Genomic DNA, 4,070 nt, shown 5'->3' with positions numbered 1-4,070 from the left:
ACCGTCCCCGTGGTTACGCTACTTCACTTTTATATCTATCTTGGAACAAATGACCTACTCGATCATATTTGAAGTTATAGCAATATACATAGCTTGCTCCTATTGGTCTCATTGTCATTCCTAGATCTTCTTCTCCTTATCTTCTTTATCTTCGAATATTGCTTGCTTATTGATTCCTCTTAAAACAATATGATAGATTCCTGTCTTACTTTTCTTTCTAGCATTTCTCGGCATATTATCAGCCTAGATTATTCTAACACTCTTAGAAGAATGACTCAACCACAGGAACCGTCCCCGTGGTTACGCTACTTCACTTTTATATCTATCTTGGAACAAATGGCCTACTCGATCATATTTGAAGTTATACCAATATTCATAGCTTGCTCCTATTAGTATCATTGCCATTCCTAAATCTTCTTTTTCTAGTATAAGCAAAATATGGATATGGTTTCCCATCAAACAGTACGCGTATATTCTGTATTCACTTTTATCTTTGCATTCTAAGATAGTTTCTAAAAGCTTTTCTTTATCTTCAATTATTGTTTACTTATTGAATCCCCTTAAAATTATATGATAGATTACTGTTTTACTTTTCTTTCTAGCATTTCTAGGCATATTATCAGCCTAGATTATTGTAAGATTCTTGGATCAATAATACAACCACAAGAACCGTCCCCATGGTTAATGTATGTCCCCAACCTATGTCAAACTTAATTTAGTTAGTTTCCAGGCATGTTACAGCTCCCTATTGAATTTGACATTATTTATATATATGGTAATGGTAAACATAAAATATGTTAGGTAAATACACAGGAATATCAAAATAGGTAAGCCAAAGCCTGATAATAAAAAACTTCCATCAGAAAAAAACGCATTAATTTCTCTTCCGAAACCTTTAAAGAAGGAATATAAAAATATCAAAAATCCTATTGTCGCCCAAATAAAGGGTAAATTCATTTGGATTAAAACTTGCTTTACAATGACAGCGTTTATATCTCCACCATCAACTCCTAATTTATGTAATATATCATATTTATACTTGTTTTCTACCGAATCAACCAGCTGCTGTATCGTAAGAACTGTTAGACACATAATCAGTAATATAGCCCCTATCAAAAGCCCGGTTAACTTGACAACCATCACTGATATCTTGCTGCTTACTTCTTGTTCAACCTTAGTCTTAATATCTATTGGCTGCGAATCATTAGCTAGATGCTCAGGATAATTCTGCATATACCAGGAGACTAAAAACTCAGTAAGATTATCACTTTCTTTTATCGTTAACTCATCTACTAAATCTACTACGTAAGCTGATTTTGCAACCTTTAAATGATTAGTTAAGTCATCTTGAACAATAATGGTGTAACCAACATAATCATTTGTAATACTATTCCCAAAGGTTTCATTGAATAGGTGTGCTTCCTTTAACATCATTTGGTTTTCATTTATAGATAGTCCTTTTTCAACAAAGTGTAGATTCTTGATCTCCTTTGCTGAAATATCTAATTCTTTATAATGAATGGCAAACTCATTACTCCGCAGTTCAATCTTCTCATAGCCATTAATTTTTCTGATATCATTATAATCACTTAATTTCATGAGTAATGGCGGAAAATCAATTCTCTTTCTTCTATGAAAATCACTCTCTTTAATAAAGAACAAATTATATCCTTTGCTATCTTGTGTATCTCCTATTTTTTCAATATACTCATGAACTTCACTAAAATCTATCTCTAAGGATAAGGACTCATCTATGATATCGTTATATTCTGTTTCAATTTCAATATCATAAACAGTAACTCTATCTTTGAAATTTTCTCCCCAGGTACTCATGATGAAACCTACTGAAAAAGAAATTAAAGAAATAAGTATTACTAAAGACAATGTCGTAATCACTTTTGTCTTTGTATTGATTTTAGATATTAACTCGCTAATAAAAAATAAATTAATCTTTTTCTGGGTATATTTTTTGAATTTCATCTTGAATAGACTGAATATTGATGATATAGAGTAAAAGAGGCCATATGTTCCTATTGCATATGACACAAATATAATGATTTGATCTATTGAATGAGTCTCCCCTTTCACCTGAGAGTAATTGCCTAAGTATTCATATATACTACTAAAGGCATATATACACATACCAATGGATAAAATAAAAATTGCCAATTGGATGATCTTATTCTTAATCTTTAATTCTTCATTTTTCCTATGATTTAGCAATAAATCAATAATTTTAAGCTTATTTATTCTGTACATATTTACTAGACCCACTACTATAAAAATAACTAAATAAAAAATTATTGTTTTCGTAAAAGTATTAAAGTTAAACATTACTTTATTCATAATCCGAAGCTCAAAACTATTGATTATTAGACCCCTCAAAGAAAATGAAATTAAAATGCCCAACAGACATCCCAGCATAACCGATAACATCCCTATAATAGCGTTCTCAATAAAAAATAAAAGGGAGATTATCTTTTGATTCATGCCAAGTATTGTGTAAATTGCAAACTCTTTAGTTCTTTTTTTAATGATGAAATTATTAATGTAAATAACTAGAAATATAATTGTAAAACTCACTATAAATGATATGCCCTCCAATTGTATATACATTAGTTTCACACTAGGAACTAAATTAACTACTTCTGTATCATTAGACAGTGAGTTAAAAGAATAAAAAAAACCTGCACAAAAGGTAATTGTAATAAAGTAGATTGAATATTCTTTGAACATCTTAATTATATTTTTATAAGATAATTTAACATAAATCATCGATTTTCCGCTCCTCGTTTTCATCATAGTTAACAACTATATCTAAGATGTTTTTATAAAAGCGAGATTGGTTATCATTGCATTTATGAATCTCATTAAAAAGCTTTCCGTCTTTAATAAATAATACTCTATTACAATGACTTGCTACATAAGCATCGTGAGTTACGATTATAATGGTGCTATTGAATAGTTCGTTAATGTGATCTAATGATTCAAGAAATTTTCTAGCTGAAGCAGAATCTAGGGCACCTGTGGGTTCATCGGCCAAAATAATATCTGGATTGTTAATTATTGCTCTAGCACATGCACATCTTTGTTTTTGTCCACCTGATACTTCATAGGGATATTTGTGTAGTATGTCATCAATACCAAGCACCTTAGAAATCTCTTTAATACGAATATCAATTGTACTTATATCACTTCTATTAATGGTTAAAGCAAGCTCTATATTCTCGTATAGAGTAAGGGTATCTAGCAAATTTAAATCTTGAAAAATAAAGCCTAATTTCTTTCTCCTAAAATCAGTTATTTTTTTACCACTGATTTTAGTTAGGTCAATATCATCAACAAAAATACTCCCACTACTTACTTGGTCTATTGTTGAAATAGCATTTAATAAGGTACTCTTACCTGAGCCTGATGGCCCCATGATGGCAAGAAATTCACCTTTTACAACATTAAAACTTATATGATCCAATGCTTTTATTGTATTTTTTTGACCATAATATTTGCTAACGTTATCAACCCTTAAAATCATTTTCGTCTTCACATATCTCACCTATTTCTTTTTAAATAATATCTCAATATCCTCATCGCTTAACCTTAGATATAGTCTTATAAGTTCACTTTTAATCTTCTTAACATATCGACAATAAGAGTCATGGGGCAGATTCATATCTCCAGTTGATGCTAGATTTTCATGAGGACAACCTGCTACACAAAGGTTTCTAGCCCAACAATGGGCACATTTTTTAAAATTATCAATTGTAACTTTTTTTAAAAAATCCTTCTGACCAATATCACCATCTGCAACATTACCTATAGCAAATTCTTTGTTGTTCACAAACCTTTGACATGGATAAATATCTCCATTTATATCTACAGCATATAGATTTCTTGCAACTCCACATGAAACTCTTCTAGTCTTTGAATTATGTATTTGACCAATTTCTTGCAGGTAACCACAGGGACGGTTCTTTTGGTTAATTATTATTACAAAGCTATATACTAGAATATTATTACATCTCTCATACTTTCAATACTATGCTTCGACTTATCCCAGTAAGTCTGGCTAT

Annotated in this window: 4 protein-coding genes; all 4 read right to left on the bottom strand. The window is 30.4% G+C overall.

Annotated elements, in window-relative coordinates; translation table 11 throughout:
• Positions 1–300: 300 nt before the first annotated feature.
• Positions 301–537: a transposase gene (locus tag F8154_RS05865; RefSeq protein ID WP_279237166.1), complete on the bottom strand. Its 237-nt coding sequence runs from the start codon at positions 535–537 to the stop codon at positions 301–303.
• 198 nt (positions 538–735) lie between these two features.
• Positions 736–2,616 carry an ABC transporter permease gene (locus tag F8154_RS05860; RefSeq protein WP_279237164.1) on the bottom strand — a complete coding sequence of 627 codons (1,881 nt, stop codon included), beginning with the start codon at positions 2,614–2,616 and terminating at the stop codon, positions 736–738.
• A gap of 145 nt (positions 2,617–2,761) precedes the next feature.
• A complete protein-coding gene (locus F8154_RS05855; RefSeq protein ID WP_151860678.1) occupies positions 2,762–3,532 on the bottom strand; it encodes an ABC transporter ATP-binding protein in 771 nt (256 codons plus the stop codon).
• Between the two features lie 21 nt (positions 3,533–3,553).
• On the bottom strand, positions 3,554–3,934 hold the full coding sequence (locus tag F8154_RS05850) for an SPASM domain-containing protein (RefSeq protein WP_279237165.1): 381 nt from the start codon (positions 3,932–3,934) through the stop codon (positions 3,554–3,556).
• Positions 3,935–4,070 lie beyond the last annotated feature (136 nt).

Source organism: Alkaliphilus pronyensis, assembly GCF_009017275.1.
GTDB classification, from domain to species: Bacteria; Bacillota; Clostridia; order Peptostreptococcales; family Natronincolaceae; genus Alkaliphilus_C; species Alkaliphilus_C pronyensis.
Note: the sequence above shows the minus strand (reverse complement) of the source record. Positions and strands in the feature narration are given on the sequence as shown.